We start from the raw sequence: 16,995 nt of genomic DNA, 5'->3' as shown, positions 1-16,995 counted from the left end.
CCGGGCAATACCTCGTCATCTCTAGAGAGGGACTTTCAAAACATGACGACTGCCAATGATATCCTCAAGCAGATCAAGGATAACGACGTCAAGTTCGTGGATTTGCGCTTCACCGACCCCAAGGGCAAGCTGCAGCACGTAACGATGGACGTATCCTGTGTTGACGAGGACATGTTCGCCGATGGCGTGATGTTCGACGGTTCGTCGATCGGCGGCTGGAAGGCCATCAACGAGTCCGACATGGTGCTGATGCCGGATCCGGCAACCGTGCACATGGACCCCTTCTTCGCGCAGTCGACGATGGTCATCGTCTGCGACATTCTCGATCCGGTCTCCGGCGAAGCCTATAACCGCGACCCGCGCGGCATCGCCAAGAAGGCCGAAGCCTATCTCAAGGCCTCCGGCATCGGCGATACGGTCTTCGTCGGCCCCGAGCCGGAATTCTTCGTCTTCGACGACGTGAAGTACAAGGCGGACCCGTACAACACCGGCTTCAAGCTCGATGCGTCCGAACTGCCGTCCAACGACGACACCGACTACGAGACCGGCAACCTCGGCCACCGTCCGCGCGTCAAGGGCGGTTATTTCCCGGTTCCGCCGGTCGACAGCTGCCAGGATATGCGCTCCGAAATGCTGACCGTGATGGCCGAAATGGGCGTCACCGTCGAAAAGCAGCACCATGAAGTGGCGGCTGCCCAGCACGAGCTCGGCGTCAAGTTCGACACGCTGGTGCGCAACGCCGACAAGATCCAGATCTACAAATACGTCGTGCATCAGGTCGCCAACGCCTATGGCAAGACGGCGACCTTCATGCCGAAGCCGATCTTCGGCGACAACGGCTCGGGCATGCACGTGCACCAGTCGATCTGGAAGGACGGCAAGCCGACCTTCGCCGGCGACGAATATGCCGGCCTGTCGGAAACCTGCCTCTATTACATCGGCGGCATCATCAAGCATGCCAAGGCAATCAACGCTTTCACCAACCCAACGACGAACTCCTACAAGCGTCTGGTGCCGGGTTATGAAGCGCCGGTTCTACTGGCATATTCCGCCCGTAACCGTTCTGCCTCGTGCCGTATCCCGTTCGGTACCGGTCCGAAGTCGAAGCGCGTCGAAGTTCGCTTCCCCGACCCGCTGGCAAACCCCTATCTCGGCTTTGCCGCCATGCTGATGGCCGGCCTCGATGGCATCAAGAACAAGATCCACCCCGGCAAGGCCATGGACAAGGATCTCTACGACCTGCCGCCGAAGGAACTGAAGAAGATCCCGACCGTCTGCGGCTCGTTGCGCGAAGCGCTGGAAAGCCTGGACAAGGACCGCAAGTTCCTGACGGCCGGCGGCGTCTTCGACGACGACCAGATCGATGCCTATATCGAACTGAAGATGGCGGAAGTCATGCGCTTCGAAATGACCCCGCATCCGGTCGAATTCGACATGTACTATTCGGCCTAACAACCGATTTTGGCCCCACGAAAGCGGTCCGCTTCAGACAAAAGGCCGGTCTCGCCAGAGACCGGCCTTTTCAGTTGTACGGTTCGGGCCGCTATTTCTGTTTCAGGCGCTGCTTCAACAGGTTGAGGTACTCTTCGTTTCCATCCGGCTGTTCGGCCACAGCCTCCGGCGTCTTGCATGCAGGCTTGTAGTTCAGCGCCATGCCAGCCTTGACGCAGACTCCGACCTGCCAGCCGGGTGGCAGCGCCGTCAGATCAACATCTTTCCATTTCGGATGCCCGGTCTTCTGCAGTTTGTCGAGATTGTTGAGAATGAGGCTTGAGAACTCCGACACCGCCTTGCAGCTTTCGCGCTGATAGGCATTGCGCTTGATGTCGTAGTCATAGGTCATCATCACAGCCTTGACGGCGATCAGATCGACCGGTTCCTTCTGGAAGGCATAGGTCCCGGCATCGATGCGCGAAGCCGTGTAGGTTGCGAGCAGCGGCGCCTCTGTGATCGGCAGGAGATGGAACTTGGCGCCGTCGATCGGATTGTTCTTGAACAGCGCCGCGGGAGCGCCCGCAACATAGAAGAAGGCGTCAATCTCGCCAGCCAGCAGTTTCGGCAGGGCGGCATCCGGATTGAGCGGTACACGTTCGCCGGCCTTCACCTGCAGAATATCGAGAATGAGCGAGGACGTCAGGAAAGTGCCGCTGTCCTTGACGCCGACGGCGACCTTCTTTCCGCCCAGGCCTTCCATGTCCTTGATATCCGCGCGCGCGAGAACGTGGATTTCCTCGTTGTAGAGCGGGAACATAATGCGCACGCCGCGGACCGCCTGCTGGACCTCCGGATCGTTAGCCTCGAAGGTCTTCAAATATTCGAGCACATCGCTCTGCACGATGCCGAACTGGGTATTCTTGCGATTTCTGACACCGACGAAGTTTTCGAGCGAACCGGCGGATTGCTGGACGTTGAGCGTCAGCCCGCAACTCTTGCCGAGTGCTGCAACGTCACGCCCGATCTGGATATAGGTGCCCTGCGGGCCGCCGGTCATGATGTTCTTTTCAAATTCGGCCGCCGAAACCGGCATCATTGAAAAGGCCGCGACAATTGCAGTGGCAACGGAAGCCAATCGAAACTTCATTTTTTCTCCCCCCGAGACCGCCTGCCTTGGGCAGGCGGAGGCACGTTTCAGCAGTCGCTCTTGAAATCGCGCATGAGATTGCGCATCAGGACCAGCGGCACCTTGTCGAAGACGCTTTCCAGCGCATCCGTCACACAGACGCCGGCTATAAGCTTATCCTTCAGGCGCTGTGTCTTTTCCTCATCCAGAAAGCCAAGGCCGCGGGTCGCGCCGATCACGTTCTCGACCAGCAGGCTGTCGCGTGGCGTCAAACCGGCGGCAGGCTCGGCTTCGCCTATAACTGGGGAATTGTTGACCACTGGCGTGTCAGCGGTTTTCGCGTCGGAATTCCTGGCAGCAGCTGCAGCGGCGGCTTGGTCGGCAAGCTGCTTTTCGAGTGCAGCGGCCCTCCTGCGTTCCTCGCCGAGGCTTTGCTCCAATGTCTGGATCTGGACATCGCGCGCCAGATCAAGCGCGGACTTGAACGTGGGCGGCGACTTCTCCGCCTCCAGCTGCTTTTGCTCCAGCGCCTTGCGTGCGGCGAGGGTGTCTGCCGTGGCCCGCTCCACGGCAGAGCGCAGGCTGGCTATCTGGTTGTTCAAAGCCAGCTTGTCGGCAGCAAGACTTTCGGCCCGCGTTTTGGCGTCGGCGGCATCCGCCTTCATGGCGCTCAACTCTTCATTGATTTTCGCGATTGTCGCGGTGAAATCGTCGGCGGCGGACTTCGCGGCCGCCTTTTCCGTTGAAAGCAGTTTTTCAAGCGTGGAAATATCGGCGTCGCGCTTGTCGAGCAGCCGGTTGAGTTTCGGCACCTCGTTGAGCTTCAGGTCGGCATATTCCTGTTCCAATTCTCCAGCCCAGTTGCCGGAGTTCTTGCGGAATTCGGCCAAGTCATTCGTAACCTTGTCTTTTTCTATGTTCACCCGGTTCAAGTCGTCAGTCAAGGTAACTGCCTGCGCCTTCAGGGCGGCGATTTCCGTCTGCATGGCCTGGCGGGCGAACCAGAAATAGGCGCAAACGGCAATCAGCGCCACGAAGAGAATGATCGGCCGTGCCATACCCGACGAGCCGCTGCTTCGCGTCACCTGGTTGTTTCTGCCCCATTGATTGCTCATGCCATATCCGCCACGGAAAACTCCCCTTCAAGTGAGGTACGACGAATTTCCGGGGGAGGCAAGCAACAGCAGTCCGCACGCTTGTCGCCCCTCCTCGTCAACCACCGCGCGGTAGCGGCCTCCGTGACTTAGCTATTGATGTTTGTTGAAAAACCACCACATATTATTGCGAAAGGAACCTCTCATGATGAAACAAAGAGACGCAAAATTTCAGATTGGACAGGTTGTTCGCCACCGTGTGTTTCCGTTCCGCGGCGTTATCTTCGACGTTGACCCGGAATACGCTAACACCGAGGAATGGTGGAATGCGATTCCCGCTGAAGTCCGTCCGAGCAAGGATCAGCCGTTTTACCATCTGCTCGCAGAGAATGATGAAGCGGAATATGTGGCCTATGTTTCCGAACAGAACCTCGTTTCGGACGACAGCGGAAGGCCCATGCGCCATTCGCAGGTGAACGCATTCTTCGACCAGCAGGGTGTCGGCCAGTATAAGCCGAAAGCTGTCGTTCAGCACTGACAGCAGCCAGCTTGGATGGAATTCGGCCTGAAACAAAAAAGCCCGGACGAAAGTCCGGGCCTTTTTTGTTGTATCGCGTTGCGATCAGTTCTGCTTGGCCGCCTTCTGGGCTTCTTCGAGCTTCTTGCGAGCGTCTTCCGCCTTCTTCTGCATTTCTTCCTGCAGCAGGCGCTGGCGCTCTTGAAGCTTAGACTGTTCGATCGGCTCGCCGTCGAACACGCCGGTAAAGCCATTAAGCGAAATCTTGATCGGGTTCGGCGCACGCTGGAAGTTGACCGAGGTGAACACGACTTCGCCGCCCTTTTTCAGGTTGGCGAGCACGGCGTCGCTCAGTGGCACTTCCGCGATGCACTTGTCCGGCATGCAGATGGCGTAGTCGAGCTTGATGCCCTTGCCACCGTCGATCTGCATCTGGATGCCCGGCGGGATGAGGCGCGCGGAGGGAACCGAAACCTGCATCACCTTGCGTTCTACCTTGCCGCGAACGCTGATAAGGCCGACGGCCGTGATCAACTGTCCGTTGTTGGCCGACAACAGGTTCTGCACGATGCAGACATCATTGTCTTCCTGCTTGGTGCACACCTTGAACCAGCCCTGTGGCGGACGGCCGGCGGCCTGTTCCTGCGCGAGCGACGCGGCAGGCATCGCGGCAACGGCAACAGCGCCGGCAAACGCCGAAAGTGCGGCCTTTTTGGTGAAGTTCGACTTGAAGATCATAACGATATCCGTCTCCTGAATTCCGGTGTCTGAGCGGTCTCGCGCCGCTGGTCATCTATGGTCAGCCGCCCGCTCTCCTGTTGGGCAAATAAGGCAATTGCATGACCCTCGTCTCCGGGAACACCTGTTACAGTGAGCGGGCACGGATATCCAGTCTTTCCTTGATTTTTTTACGATCGCCTATCGGCTTGCGCCGGACTTTTTAAAGTATCTGCCGGTTGGAAATGCCGGTCAACGTGCTAGTTTGCCGTGATTCACACAGTAGACGATAGCAGGAGGCGGGCTTGCGCGCATTGTTCTTAGGGTTGATTTCGCTGCTGGCCGCGCTCGGCACCGGCGTCGCGGCAAGGGCCGAACCGGTCCACGGCATCGCCATGCACGGGCAGCCCGCCCTGCCCGCCGATTTCAAGAGTTTCCCCTATGTCAAACCGGACGTGAAAAAGGGTGGCCGGGTGGCCTACGGCGTGGTCGGCACGTTCGACAACCTCAATCCCTTCATCCTGAAAAGCATGCGCACCACGGCGCGCGGCATGCTCGACCCGGAATACGGGAACCTCGCCTACGATTCGCTGATGCAGCGCTCCCGCGACGAAGCCTTCTCGCTTTACGGCCTGCTGGCCGAAACCGTCGAATGGGACGACGACCGCAGCTTCATCCAGTTCAACCTGAACCCCAAGGCCAAATGGGCGGATGGGCAGCCGGTGACGCCCGAGGACGTTATTTTCACCTTCGAGCTGTTTCGCGACAAGGGCCGCGTGCCTTTCAGCACCCGGCTGGCGAAGGTCGAGAAGATGGAAAAGGTCGGTGACCGCAGCATTCGTTTCACCTTCAACGACCAGGCCGACCGCGAGTTTCCGTTGCTGATTGCCATGACGCCGATCCTGCCGAAGCATGCGACGGATGTCGCGACCTTCGACCAGACTTCGCTCAAATTCCCCCTCGGCTCGGGACCCTACCGAGTGGCGGAGGTCAAGCCCGGCGAGCGGATCGTCTACAAGCGCAACCCCGACTATTGGGCAAAGGATCTGCCAAGCAAGGTGGGCTTCGACAACTACGACGAGATTTCCGTCGAATATTTTCTCCAGGACAATTCGCTGTTCGAGGCCTTCAAGAAGGGCGAAGTCGATATCTATCCGGAGGGCAGCCCAACGAAATGGACGCGCAGCTATAATTTTCCGGCAGTCCAGTCGGGCAATGTGATCAAGGATACATTCACGCCGAAGACGCCGTCCGGCATGCTCGGCTTTGTCTTCAACACCCGCCGGCCGATGTTCGAGAATATCAAGCTGCGCCAGGGGCTGGCCCTCGTCTTCGATTTCGAATGGGTCAACAAGAACCTGTTTGACAATGCCTATACCCGGACGCAGAGCTTTTGGCAGAATTCAACCCTGTCCTATCTCGGCGTCGCGGCCGATGATCGCGAACTCGGCCTTCTGGGCGACACCCGCAACCGGATCAATCCGTCCGTGCTCGACGGTAGCTACCGCCTGCCTGTGACCGACGCATCTGGTCGCGACCGCAACGTGCTGCGCGAAGCCGTGACGCTGCTGCGCGAAGCCGGTTACAGCATCAAGGACGGCAAGATGCTCAACGAGAAGGGCGAGCCGCTTGCCTTCGAGATCATGACCCAGAACGAAGGACAGGAAAAACTGGCGCTTGCCTACCAGCGGTTCCTCGCGGCACTCGGCATTACCGCGTCGGTGCGCACCGTCGACGATTCGCAGTATCAGCAGCGCAGCCAGTCGTTCGATTACGACGTGATCGTCAAGTCCTTCCCGTCAACGCTTTCTCCCGGTATCGAGCAGGTCGGCCGCTGGGCTTCCGAATCACGCGACCGCCAGGGCAGCGACAACTTCGCCGGTGTCGCAGATAAGGACGTCGACCGAATGATCAGCAATATCCTCCAGGCCAAGACGACGGAGGATTTCATCGCCGCGGTTCGGGCCCACGACCGGCTGCTGGTCAATAATTCCTACCTCGTGCCACTCTATCATGTCGCCGCGCAATGGGTCGCGCGGGAAAAGCATATCGGCCGCCCGAGCGTCGTGCCGCTCTACGGCTATCAACTGCCGACCTGGTGGGATGAAACTGTGCAGTGATGCAGATTTGAGGCCGGTATACTTTTGGTAACGCATTGAAACCGGGAAAGCCTGCGACTATGTCGCGGACCAATGGTCTGCAACAAGAGGAACTGACACCATGGATCTCGTAAATATAGACGTTGTCTCGGACGTCGTCTGCCCGTGGTGTTATCTCGGCAAGGCGCGGCTCGACCAGGCGATCGCCAATGTGGCCGGCGATATTCATGTCACGGTGAACTGGCGTCCCTATCAGCTCAATCCCGACCTGCCGCCCGAGGGCGTCGATCACAAGGCGCATCTCGCTGCTAAACTCGGCGGCCAGGCGGCCGTCGACCGGGCGCATCAGATGCTGTGCGGGCTTGGTGAGCAGGCAGACATCGCGTTTGATTTCGACGCGGTGAAAATCAGTCCGAACACACTCGACGCGCACCGGCTGATCCGCTGGGCGCTGACCGAGGGTCCGGAGATGCAGAGCAAGGTTGCCTCGCTGCTGTTCAAGGCGAATTTCGAACAGGGCCGCAATGTCGGCGACCATGCCGTGCTGCTCGACATCGCCGCCGAGGCCGGCCTCGACCGCAACGTCATCGCTGCCCTGCTCGCATCGAATGCCGACAAGGATGCCGTGAGCGAGGAAATCGAGATGGCGCGCGGCATGGGCGTTACCGGCGTGCCCTGCTTCATCGTCGACGGCAAATATGCGGTGATGGGCGCACAATCCGTCGACGTCCTGACCGATGCGCTGCGGGATATCGCAAAGATGAAGAACGCGTCTCAGATCAACTGATTGAGAGACGTTTCTGCACATTTAAAAGCCGCGCGAAAGCTTGCGCAGCTTTTTTCGTTTGATGCTCAGGTGCCCTTCGCGAGACCCGCTAGCTGCGTCATGACAACGGCGGCACCCGCCAGGCGTTTTTCCGGCGTCGGGAAATCGCGCTGGAAGAAGATGCTGTGGTCGGGGCGGATCTTCGCCATGATGCCCTGCTTGGCGATATAGCCGACAAGTGCGCCCGGATTGGGGAACTCCCGGTTTCGGAACTGCACCACGACGCCCTTCGGCCCTGCATCGAGTTTTTCGACGTTGGCCGTGCGGCAGAGCGACTTCATGTAGACGATTTTCAGAAGGTGCTGGACCTCCAGCGGCAGCGGCCCGAAGCGGTCGATCAGCTCCGCGCCGAAGGCGTCGATCTCCGAGAGTTCGGTGATTTCGCCGAGACGGCGGTAGAGGCCAAGACGAAGATGCAGGTCCGGCACATAATCGTCCGGGATCATCACCGGCGTTCCCACGAAAATCTGTGGCGACCAGCCGCTGTCGGCGATCTCCTCGTCACCCTTCAGCTCGGCAACGGCTTCCTCCAGCATCTGCTGATAGAGTTCGAAGCCGACCTCCTTGATATGGCCGGACTGCTCGTCTCCGAGCAGGTTGCCGGCGCCGCGGATGTCGAGGTCGTGGCTGGCCAACTGGAAGCCGGCGCCCAGCGTGTCGAGCGACTGCAACACCTTGAGGCGCCGCTCGGCGGTGCCGGTCAGCGTCCGATTGACCGGCAGCGTAAACAGGGCAAAGGCGCGGACCTTGGAGCGGCCGACGCGACCTCTCAACTGATAGAGCTGCGCCAGGCCGAACATGTCGGCGCGATGCACGATCAGCGTGTTGGCTGTCGGCACGTCGAGACCGGATTCGACGATCGTGGTCGAGAGCAGCACATCGTAACGGCCTTCGTAGAAGGCGTTCATGACGTCCTCGAGCTCCGTCGCCGGCATCTGGCCATGCGCGACGGCAACCTTCAACTCCGGAACATCTGACTTGAGAAAATCATGGATTTCCGAGAGGTCGGCGAGACGCGGGCAGACGTAAAAGCTCTGGCCGCCGCGATAATGCTCGCGCATCAGCGTTTCGCGGATGACCAGCGCATCGAAGGGCGAGATGAAGGTGCGGACCGCCATGCGGTCGACCGGCGGCGTGGTGATCAGCGACAGTTCGCGCACGCCGGTCAGCGCCAGTTGCAGCGTACGCGGGATCGGTGTTGCCGACAGCGTCAGCACGTGCACGTCGGATTTCAGCTCCTTCAGCCGCTCCTTGTGCTTGACGCCGAAATGCTGTTCCTCGTCGATGATCAGCAGGCCAAGATTGGCAAAGTTGATCGAGGCCCCGAGCAGCGCATGGGTGCCGACGACGATGTCCGTCTTGCCCTCGGCAACTTCCTTCTTGGTCAGCGCCAGTTCCTTGGAGCCGACGAGGCGCGATGCCTGGGCGATGCGCACGGGCAGACCGCGAAAGCGGTCGGTGAAGGATTTGAAATGTTGGCGAGCAAGCAGCGTCGTCGGCACGACGACGGCCACCTGAACGCCGTTCATCGCGGCCACGAAGGCGGCGCGCAACGCAACTTCGGTCTTGCCGAAGCCGACGTCGCCGCAGACGAGCCGGTCCATCGGTCGGCCAGCGCCGAGATCCTCGCGCACCGCTTCGATCGAGTTCAGCTGGTCCTCGGTCTCGTCATAGGGGAAGCGAGCGGCAAATTCGTCATAGAGCCCGTCCGGTGTCGTCAGCGCCGGCGCATGCCGCGTCAGCCGCTCGGCAGCGATGCGGATGAGGCCGCCGGCCATGTCGAGCAGGCGTTTCTTCAGCTTCGCCTTGCGCGCCTGCCAGGCGACCCCGCCGAGTTTGTCGAGTACGGCGTCGCTGCCTTCCGAGCCGTAGCGCGACAGAAGATCTATGTTTTCCACCGGCAGGAAGAGCTTTGCCTCGTCCGCGTAGACCAGTTCCAGACAGGCATGCGGGGCGCCAGCGGCTTCGATCGTACGCAAGCCAATGAAGCGACCGATCCCGTGCTCGGCGTGCACGACGATGCTGCCCTCGTCGAGGCCGGCGACTTCGGCGATGAAATCGGCGCCGCGCTTGCGGCGCTTCGAGCGGCGTATCATGCGGTCGCCGAGAATATCCTGCTCGCCGATGACGACGAGATTGCCGGTCTCGAACCCGCTCTCGAGGCTGAGAACGGCGGAGGCCGCCTCCCCGGGTTTCAACGCGTTCAATTCCGAAAGCGCCTTGACGGGCTTGATGTTTGCAAGCCCGTGCTCGGCCAGCACCTGCAGCAGGCGGTCGAGCGATCCTTCCGACCAGCCTGAAATCAGCACTTTGTCGCCTTTGGCCCGGCGGTCCGCGATGTATTTTACCGCCTGGTCGAAGACGTTGACCCGCTCAGCGTCGCTCGTCCCTTCCGTCGCATTCTTCGCCCAGCGCACGCCGAGCCGCGCATCGACGGTCATCACCTGCCGTGCTTCGCCCTCATGCTCGCTGAACGGCGAAAGGCGCATGGCATTGCGCGAGACCAGCGCCGCGTTGAAGGCTTCGGCGCTGAGATAGAGCAGTTCCGGAGGCACAGGCTTGTAGGGCGTTCCCTGCGATATCTGGGTCTTGCCCGGTGCGGCAGAGGACTGGCGCGCCTCGTAGTAGTCCCGCACCAGCTTGGAGCGCTCGGCCGCCGCTTCCCGCGCGACATGGTCAGTGACGATGTAGAAACCGGCGAGATAATCGAATACCGAATCGAGCCGGTCGTAGAACAGAGGCAGCCAATGCTCCATGCCGGCATAGCGCCTGCCCTCGGAAACCGCTTGATAAAGCGCGTCATCCCGCGTCGCCGCGCCGAACATCGACAGGTATTGGGTTCGAAAAAGGCTGATCGTCTCGGGTGTCAGCGATACCTCGCTCATCGGGTTGAGGTCGAGCGACCGGGCCTGGCCGGTGGTGCGCTGGCTGGCGGGATCGAAAGAGCGGATCGATTCGAGCGTGTCGCCGAAGAAATCGAGGCGCACCGGTTCGTCGCTGCCGGGAACGAAGACATCGAGGATGCCGCCGCGCACGGCATATTCACCGACCTCGCGAACGGTGGCGACACGCTCGAAGCCGTTGCGTCCAAGCCGCGCGGCGACATCGTCCATTCGGATTGTGTTACCCGGCCGGGCGGAAAAGGCGAGGCTCTCGATGACCTCCTGCGGCGCCATCTTCTGAAGGGCTGCATTGACGGTGACGAGCACGATGGCCGGATGCGGCTTCTTCGCATGCGCGATCAGGCCGCTCAGCGTCGCCAGACGCCGGGCCGAGGTATCGGCGCTGGGCGATACGCGGTCATAGGGCAGGCAGTCCCAACCGGGCAATGTCTGCACCGGAATGTCCGGCGCGGCGAAACCAAGCATCTGCTCGACATCGGCGATCCGCTGGCCATCTGACAGAATGTAGGCGACGGGGCCATTGGCGCGCGCCAGTTCGGCAAGGATAAGCGGCTCGACGCCGGCGGGCACCGGGCCGATGGTCAGTTCGCGGGTCGCGCGCGCTACTTTATTGGGGTCAAATCCGGCAATCATCGATCGTCTTTATTCTCGGCGGCAAGGAGCTTGTCGAAATCCGGACGATAGGAAGCAATGCGCTCAAACAGCGGCGTCCGGTAGTGCTGCGGCACAGGCCTTTCGCCGATGATCCACTTGACCAGATCGTTGTCCTCTTCCGCCATGATGGTTTCGAGCTCGTCGAGGTCCGTGTCCGCGAGACCAGCGAGCTCATTGTCGGCGAATTGACCGAACACCAGGTCCATTTCCCTGATGCCGCGATGCCAGGCACGAAAAAGAATGCGCCTGCGGCGCGGATCAAGATCGGCGCTCGTGCGTGTAATGCCCGTCATCGAAAGGTCCTTCCTGCCGTCGCGTCGTTGGGAGCGCGCGTTGCAGTGGCTCTATAAACGCTGAAAAGACGATTGTCAGCCTTGCCAAAGACCTAATCCTCGTTTCAGTCTGGCCCGCATGCGCCCGGCCCTTCTCGATCCCCTGTTCGCCTCCCTGAATTCGCTTCCCGGCATCGGCCCGAAAGCGGGCGAACTTTATGCGCGGCTGCTGGGGCGCGAAAGCATCGACGACTGCCGGGTGATCGATCTCGTTTTTCACGCGCCGCATTCGCTCATCGACCGGCGGCATCAGCCGGGTATCGCACGCGCGCCGCAGGGCGCCATCGTCACGATCAGCGGCCGGGTCGACCGGCACCAGCCACCGCCACCCAGAACCAACCAGCCCTACCGCGTCTTCCTGCACGACGACACCGGGGAACTGGCGCTGACCTTCTTCCGGGTCAAGGGAAACTGGCTGGAGAAGGCACTGCCGGTCGACGAGACCGTAACCGTCAGCGGCAAGATGGATTGGTTCAACGGCCGCCCGTCGATGGTGCATCCGGATTACATGGTGCGGGCGGCGGAAGCGGAAAACCTGCCGCTGGTCGAACCCATCTACCCTCTGACGGCAGGCCTTTCGGCCCGTATCCTGCGCAAGTCGATCGAAGCGGCCCTGCCCCGCATCCCCGATTTTCCGGAGTGGATCGACGACGCTCTCCTGGAGAAGCAAAGCTTTGCTTCAGCCCGCGACTGTTTTCTTGCCCTTCACGAACCGCGCGACGAAACCGATATCGACCCGCAGGCGCCCGCTCGCCGGCGGCTTGCCTATGACGAGTTTCTGGCCGGGCAGCTATCCCTGTCGCTCGTCCGCCAAAGATTGCGCAAGGTCGCGGGTACGCCGGTGCATGCAACCGGGAAACTCAGCAAGCCGGTGCGCGACGCCCTGCCCTTTTCGCTGACCGCCAGCCAGGCGACGGCGATCGGCGAGGTTTTGAAGGACATGGCGGGAACGGAGCGGATGCTGCGTCTTCTGCAGGGCGATGTCGGCTCGGGAAAGACGGCGGTTGCGCTGATGTCGATGTTGGCGGCCGTCGAGGCGGGTGGCCAGGCTGTGCTGATGGCACCGACGGAAATCCTTGCCCGGCAGCATTTCGCCACACTCTCGAAAATGGCCATACCGGCCGGTGTCACCATCGATGTCCTGACCGGCCGCACCAAGGGCCGCGAGCGCGATGCCATTCTGGAACGCATCGCCTCGGGCGAAACGCAGATCGTCATCGGCACGCATGCGCTGTTCCAGGATACGGTCGTCTACAAAAACCTGCTGCTCGCGGTCGTCGACGAGCAGCACCGTTTTGGCGTGCACCAGCGGCTGCGGCTGACGGCCAAAGGGATTTCGCCGCATATGCTGGTGATGACCGCAACGCCGATCCCGCGTACGCTGGTGCTGGCCGCCTTCGGCGATATGGATGTTTCCAAGCTCACAGAGAAGCCGGCGGGTCGCAAGCCGATCCAGACCGTGACTGTATCGACCGAGCGAACGGGAGAAATTGTCTCACGGCTGCATACGGCGCTCGCCGACGGCAAGAAGGCCTATTGGATTTGTCCACTGGTGGAGGAGTCGGACGCTTCCGACCTGATGTCGGTCGACGAACGGTTCCAGACATTGAAAAGCCATTTCGGTTCCCATGTCGGCCTTGTTCACGGCCGTATGAACGGCGCGGAAAAGGACGCCGTCATGCTCGCCTTCAAAAATGGCGAAATCCGGCTTCTGGTCGCAACCACGGTCGTCGAGGTCGGGGTCGATGTGCCCGATGCGACGATCATGGTGATCGAGCATGCGGAGCGATTCGGGCTGGCGCAGCTGCACCAGTTGCGCGGTCGCGTCGGGCGTGGTGACGAAGCCTCGACCTGCATTCTTCTCTACAAGGGACCCTTGAGCGAAAACGGCCGGTCGCGGCTGTCGATCCTGCGGGAAACCGAAGATGGCTTTCTGATTGCCGAGGAAGATTTGAAATTACGGGGCGAAGGCGAATTGCTCGGCACGCGTCAGTCCGGCACGCCCGGTTTTCGCATTGCCAGCCTGGAGGCGCATGGCGATCTGCTCGAGATCGCCCGCAAGGATGCAGCCTATGTCATCGAGCGCGACCCGGAGCTGACATCGGAACGCGGCGCAGCGTTGCGGACACTGCTCTATCTTTACCGGCGCGACGAGGCGATCCGCTTTCTCAGAGCCGGCTGAAGAACTTTCCGCGTTTGTTCGCCACCGGCACCGTCTCGCCCGGCGTCGGCACTACCTTTGGCAGATAGTCGGGCGCCACCAGACCGCCGGAGAGCAGGAGCTTGGCGGCATCCTCGGGGCTCATGTCCAGCGGCACGATCTTTTCGCGGGGAACGAAAATCAGAAATCCGGCCGTGGGCACCGGGGTCGGCGGGAGGAACACGGTGACCATATCGAGGCCGCGCTCCCTGAACTTGACGGCGATTTCGCCCTTCGCGTCCGTCGCGATAAAGACCAGAGACCAGAGGCCGGGGCTCGGATATTCGATCAGGCCCGCTTTCTTGAAGGAGTTCGACTGATCCTGCAGCACCGTCTGGAAGATCTGCTTCAAGCCCTTGTAGATCGAGCGGACAAGCGGAGTGCGAACGAGAAGAGACTCGCCGAAGCCGACGATGCTGCGGCCGATCAGATTGGCGGTGAAGAAGCCGACCAGCGTGATCAGCAGCAATGCCGTCAGCAAGCCGAAACCGGGAACCGGATAGGGCAGGAAATTGTCCGGATTGTAGTCGAACGGCAGATAGGGTTTCACCCAGCTGTCGGCCCAGAGAATGAACGACCAGGTGATCCAGGCGGTGATAGCGAGCGGCGCACAGATGATCACACCGGTCAGGAAATAATTCCTCAACCGCGTAGTGAAAAATCCGCGTGCCTGTCTGTTCGTCATGCCGCTCCGTTTATCCGTCCACGCCGCCGTAAAAAGCCGCATTATATGTCACCATGCCGGAGGCCGGAGTGGACGACAAGGGCTGTGTCAAAAAATATTGCGGCGCACAATCAGCGAATGTCATCCGGGGATCGTTCTGAAATCCGAACTTGCGGTAAAGTTCGGGATTACCCACCACGACACACCCGGCCGCGGCCCTTTCCCTCAACAATTCCAGCCCTCTGCGGATCAAGGCCCCGCCGATGCCCTGCCCCTGATGAGACGGCAGGACCGACACGGGGCCAAGGCCAAACCATCCCGCCGAACCGTCCGAAACTTCGACGGGCGAGAAGGCGACATGGCCGACCACCTCGCCCTGAACCGCGGCAACCAGCGAAAGGCTGAGCGCGCCGGCGTTGCGCAGGCGATCGACGATGAAATGCTCCGTGCCGTCGCTGTATGGACGGTCCTTGAAGGCTTCCCGCGTCAGGGAATGGATAACTCCGACATCACCCGGATTTTCGGGCCGTATCATCATTCGACGGTGACCGATTTGGCGAGGTTTCGCGGCTGATCGACGTCGGTGCCCATGAAGACGGCGGTGTGATAGGCGAGCAGCTGGATCGGCAGCGAGAAGATCATCGGAGCGATGATCTCATCGACACTCGGCAGAATGATCGTGCTCATCGTCTCGAGCCTGGAGGCTGCCGCCCCCTTCTCGTCGGTGATGAAGATGATGCGGCCGCCACGCGCCGCGACCTCCTGCATGTTCGAGACCGTTTTTTCGAAGAACCGGTCATGCGGCGCAATGACGATGACGGGCATGTTTTCGTCGATCAGGGCGATCGGGCCATGCTTCAACTCGCCGGCGGCGTAGCCCTCGGCGTGGATATAGGAGATTTCCTTGAGCTTCAGCGCGCCCTCCATGGCCAGCGGATAGCTTGTGCCGCGGCCGAGATAGAGCACGTCCTTGCATTTCGACAATTCACGCGACAGGCTCTCCATCGTCGGCTGGATGCTGTTCAAGACTTTGCCCATGATGCGCGGCATCTCGGCAAGATGGCGGACCAGCTCCTTTTCTTCGGCCGCGGACACGGTGCCGCGCGCCCGGCCGGCACCGATCGCGAGTGCCGCCAGCACGGAGAGCTGGCAGGTGAAGGCCTTGGTCGAGGCAACGCCGATTTCCGGGCCTGCCATGATCGGGAAGACCGCATCGGACTCACGCGCGATCGTCGATTCCTTGACATTGACGACGGCGCCGATCTTCAGGCCATTTTCCTTGCAGTATCGCAATGACGCCAGCGTGTCGGCCGTCTCGCCGGACTGCGAGATGAACAGGGCGGCGGACTGCGGCGACAGCGGGATTTCGCGGTAGCGGAATTCCGAAGCGACATCGATTTCGACCGGCAGGCGGGCGTAGCGCTCGAACCAGTACTTGCCGACGAGGCCGGCGAGATAGGCAGTGCCGCAGGCGGAAATGGCAAGGCTCGGAACCTTGGCAAAATCGATCGCCGACGTCATCGGGTTCACCTTGTTCTCGATGAAGTCGATGTATTGGCCGAGCGCGTGCGAAATCACCTCCGGCTGCTCATAGATTTCCTTTTCCATGAAATGGCGGTGATTGCCCTTGTCGACCATGTAGGCTGCGGCAACCGAGACCTGGCGCGGGCGGGTGACCTGCTTGCCGTCATGGTCGAGGATCTCGACACCATCGGCGGTCAGGACCGCCCAGTCGCCGTCGATAAGATAAGTGATTTCATTGGTGAAGGGCGAGAGAGCGATGGCATCGGAACCGAGGAACATCTCCCCCTTGCCGAAACCAACAGCCAGCGGCGGACCGCTGCGGGCGGCCATGATCGTGTCCGGCGCATCCTGGAAGATGACGGCAAGCGCATAGGCGCCGGTGACCCGGCGCAACATGGCCTGCATGGCATCCTTGTGGCTCATGCCGTCGCGGATCAGCTTGGCGAGCAGTTGCGCTACGACTTCGGTGTCGGTCTGCGTGCTGAAGGTTGCGCCAGCATGGGCAAGCTCGTCCTTCAACTCGGAGAAATTCTCGATAATGCCGTTATGAACGACGGCGACGCCATCGGTGAAATGTGGATGGGCATTGTTTTCGGTCGGCGCGCCGTGCGTCGCCCAGCGGGTATGGGCAATACCGGTCTTGCCTGCCAGTGGCTCGCCGCGCAGCTTGGTTTCGAGATTGACCAGCTTGCCCTCGGCGCGGCGGCGGTCGAGAACGCCCTCGTGGATCGTCGCGACGCCGGCGGAATCATAGCCGCGATATTCGAGCCGCTTCAGGGCATCGACGAGGCGCTCGGAGACAGGCTGATTTCCAACGATACCGACGATGCCGCACATAAATGTTCTTCTCCGCAATTTTTTCGTGAGACGGGCGCCTTAGATATCCGCCAGCCAAAGTCCATTTT

General features: G+C 60.8%; 13 protein-coding genes. 5 read left to right on the top strand and 8 right to left on the bottom strand.

The window, feature by feature from the left end; translation table 11 throughout:
* Positions 1-42 precede the first annotated feature (42 nt).
* Positions 43-1,452 carry a type I glutamate--ammonia ligase gene (gene glnA / locus ACSQ3F_RS17090; RefSeq protein ID WP_436101320.1) on the top strand — a complete coding sequence of 470 codons (1,410 nt, stop codon included), beginning with the start codon at positions 43-45 and terminating at the stop codon, positions 1,450-1,452.
* Between the two features lie 91 nt (positions 1,453-1,543).
* Here glnA and ACSQ3F_RS17085 read toward each other — a convergent pair whose 3' ends face one another.
* On the bottom strand, positions 1,544-2,581 hold the full coding sequence (locus ACSQ3F_RS17085) for a TAXI family TRAP transporter solute-binding subunit (RefSeq protein ID WP_436101319.1): 1,038 nt from the start codon (positions 2,579-2,581) through the stop codon (positions 1,544-1,546).
* A gap of 47 nt (positions 2,582-2,628) precedes the next feature.
* The gene (locus ACSQ3F_RS17080) at positions 2,629-3,675 is read right to left on the bottom strand and encodes a hypothetical protein (protein ID WP_436101318.1); all 1,047 of its coding nucleotides are present in this window, start codon (positions 3,673-3,675) and stop codon (positions 2,629-2,631) included.
* Between the two features lie 187 nt (positions 3,676-3,862).
* Here ACSQ3F_RS17080 and hspQ point away from each other — a divergent pair, with 187 nt between their 5' ends.
* A complete protein-coding gene (hspQ, locus tag ACSQ3F_RS17075; protein ID WP_436087821.1) occupies positions 3,863-4,192 on the top strand; it encodes a heat shock protein HspQ in 330 nt (109 codons plus the stop codon).
* Positions 4,193-4,276: 84 nt separating this feature from the next.
* On the opposite strand, the gene ACSQ3F_RS17070 is transcribed toward hspQ, so the two are convergent.
* Positions 4,277-4,909, bottom strand: a complete 633-nt coding sequence (locus ACSQ3F_RS17070; protein ID WP_436101317.1) for an invasion associated locus B family protein — start codon at positions 4,907-4,909, stop codon at positions 4,277-4,279.
* A gap of 293 nt (positions 4,910-5,202) precedes the next feature.
* Between ACSQ3F_RS17070 and ACSQ3F_RS17065 the strand changes: the two genes are divergently transcribed.
* Together ACSQ3F_RS17065 and ACSQ3F_RS17060 are read left to right on the top strand one after the other, a co-directional pair.
* Positions 5,203-7,008, top strand: a complete 1,806-nt coding sequence (locus ACSQ3F_RS17065) for an extracellular solute-binding protein (RefSeq protein WP_436102176.1) — start codon at positions 5,203-5,205, stop codon at positions 7,006-7,008.
* 100 nt (positions 7,009-7,108) lie between these two features.
* The gene (locus ACSQ3F_RS17060; RefSeq protein WP_436101316.1) at positions 7,109-7,774 is read left to right on the top strand and encodes a DsbA family oxidoreductase; all 666 of its coding nucleotides are present in this window, start codon (positions 7,109-7,111) and stop codon (positions 7,772-7,774) included.
* A 65-nt stretch (positions 7,775-7,839) separates the two neighbouring features.
* Here the strand turns inward: ACSQ3F_RS17060 and mfd are convergent, their stop codons facing one another.
* The gene (gene mfd, locus ACSQ3F_RS17055) at positions 7,840-11,349 is read right to left on the bottom strand and encodes a transcription-repair coupling factor (protein ID WP_436101315.1); all 3,510 of its coding nucleotides are present in this window, start codon (positions 11,347-11,349) and stop codon (positions 7,840-7,842) included.
* The gene (locus tag ACSQ3F_RS17050; RefSeq protein WP_436101314.1) at positions 11,346-11,663 is read right to left on the bottom strand and encodes a succinate dehydrogenase assembly factor 2; all 318 of its coding nucleotides are present in this window, start codon (positions 11,661-11,663) and stop codon (positions 11,346-11,348) included. Before ACSQ3F_RS17050 ends, mfd begins: the two co-directional genes overlap by 4 nt.
* A gap of 118 nt (positions 11,664-11,781) precedes the next feature.
* On the opposite strand from ACSQ3F_RS17050, the gene recG reads away from it, so the two are divergent.
* Complete coding sequence (recG, locus tag ACSQ3F_RS17045) at positions 11,782-13,884, top strand: ATP-dependent DNA helicase RecG (RefSeq protein ID WP_436101313.1); 2,103 nt, start codon at positions 11,782-11,784, stop codon at positions 13,882-13,884.
* Here the strand turns inward: recG and ACSQ3F_RS17040 are convergent.
* Genes ACSQ3F_RS17040 through glmS form a run of 3 tightly spaced genes read right to left on the bottom strand, consistent with a single transcriptional unit; the run spans position 13,871 to position 16,927 of the window.
* Complete coding sequence (locus tag ACSQ3F_RS17040) at positions 13,871-14,587, bottom strand: DUF502 domain-containing protein (protein WP_436101312.1); 717 nt, start codon at positions 14,585-14,587, stop codon at positions 13,871-13,873. The genes recG and ACSQ3F_RS17040 overlap by 14 nt on opposite strands.
* 10 nt (positions 14,588-14,597) lie before the next feature.
* A complete protein-coding gene (locus tag ACSQ3F_RS17035; RefSeq protein WP_436101311.1) occupies positions 14,598-15,104 on the bottom strand; it encodes a GNAT family N-acetyltransferase in 507 nt (168 codons plus the stop codon).
* A complete protein-coding gene (glmS, locus tag ACSQ3F_RS17030) occupies positions 15,101-16,927 on the bottom strand; it encodes a glutamine--fructose-6-phosphate transaminase (isomerizing) (RefSeq protein ID WP_436101310.1) in 1,827 nt (608 codons plus the stop codon). The genes ACSQ3F_RS17035 and glmS overlap by 4 nt, the downstream gene beginning before the upstream one ends.
* Positions 16,928-16,995: the final 68 nt, after the last annotated feature.

Origin of the sequence: Pararhizobium sp. LjRoot238 (assembly GCF_964252955.1) — a bacterium.
Classification (GTDB): Bacteria; Pseudomonadota; Alphaproteobacteria; order Rhizobiales; family Rhizobiaceae; genus Pararhizobium.
The sequence above is the reverse complement of the archived record's forward strand: the minus strand, read 5'-3'. Positions and strand labels throughout refer to the sequence as shown.